At 62.1% G+C, this 1,200-nt stretch carries 1 protein-coding gene; it reads right to left on the bottom strand.

The genetic code is table 11. The features are described 5' to 3' along the window. Positions 1 to 15 precede the first annotated feature (15 nt). The gene (locus tag V5F77_RS28875; RefSeq protein ID WP_348848610.1) at positions 16 to 1,128 is read right to left on the bottom strand and encodes an ISAs1 family transposase; all 1,113 of its coding nucleotides are present in this window, start codon (positions 1,126 to 1,128) and stop codon (positions 16 to 18) included. Positions 1,129 to 1,200: the final 72 nt, after the last annotated feature.

Raw genomic sequence — 1,200 nt, 5'->3', positions numbered from 1 at the left:
CAGGGTAATCGCATTTCAGACTAGCGCGAGGAGTTTGAGGAGATAGTCTTGATTCCAAGCTGCTTTTTTGAACTTCGCGCGGAGCGAGGCCTTGCTGCTCTCCTTGGCCATGACGTTGAGCGCCATGTGACGGAGGACGGCGAAGTTATGGGGGCCGTTGTCCATGCGGTTGCGTGAGGCGTCTTCGTTCATCGTCACGTCGAGGCGCCAGTGCAAGTTGTTCTCCACGCCCCAATGGCTGCGCACGACCTCGCCGACACGCTCGGGCGACAGCGGCGCGCTGAGAAGATAACAGGCTGTTTCCGTGGAGAGTTTATCGGTCTCCGGCGTTGATCCGGGGATCTCGCGTGTGCGCGTGACCTTGGCAATGGCCTTCAAGCCGGGCCATTGATGGCGCTCCTGCAGCCAGTCGATGTCGGTCGAGACGACGACGGCCCTGGTTTCGATGCGGCCATGATCGGCGTCGACCGTGGGGATGCTCGTTTCGACCTTCGCCAGCGGATCGTCGAGATAAAGGCGGACATCCTCGTGGAGCGTTCCCTGATTGCCTTTGAGCGCGAAGGCGTAGTCGCCACCCTGATCGACGATCTGCCGGGCGATGGCGCGCTGGCAATTGAGCGCGTCGACGGTCACGATCGCCCCTTTCAGCGTCAGCATCTCCAACAGCTTCGGCACGGCGGTGATCTCGTTCGACTTGGCGTCCGTGGCGATCTGCGCCAGCACGAGGCGCTGCTCGCAGCCCCAGGCCGAGACCATATGCAGCGGCGACTTGCCGCTGGCCTTGTCGAAGGAGCGGCGCAGCACCTTGCCGTCGATGGCGATCACGCCTTCACAGGCTTGCGAGAACCGGCCCATGAACGTCAAAAAGCAGGCGCGGAACTGCTCGGGGTCGAGGAGGCGGAACACGCGGGAAAACGTGTCGTGGCTCGGCAATCCGTTCTCAAGCTTCAAGAATTGCCGCAGGAATTCTTCCTTCTCGCGCGCGAACAACGCCATGTCCGAGGCGTATTGCCCGCCGCACAACACGGTGCACAGCGCGATGACCATGATCTCGGTGAGATCGTGAAGCCCGGCGTTGCCGGTGCGCGGGTCTTCCAGGTCCTCAAAACAAGCCGCCAAGCCTTCCATGCGATCCCCCAGCCGTCGCCCGATCCGGCCATCGGCTAGAATCGATTCGTCACAAGCCTGCAACCCCAAAGC

Source organism: Roseixanthobacter psychrophilus (assembly GCF_043195195.1).
GTDB lineage: Bacteria > Pseudomonadota > Alphaproteobacteria > Rhizobiales > Xanthobacteraceae > NCEH01.
The sequence above is the reverse complement of the archived record's forward strand: the minus strand, read 5'-3'. Positions and strand labels throughout refer to the sequence as shown.

Excerpts from the sequence above, each read along its gene's own strand:
- V5F77_RS28875 (WP_348848610.1), bottom strand. The coding sequence starts at position 1,128 with ATGGAAGGCTTGGCGGCTTGTTTTGAGGACCTGGAAGACCCGCGCACC.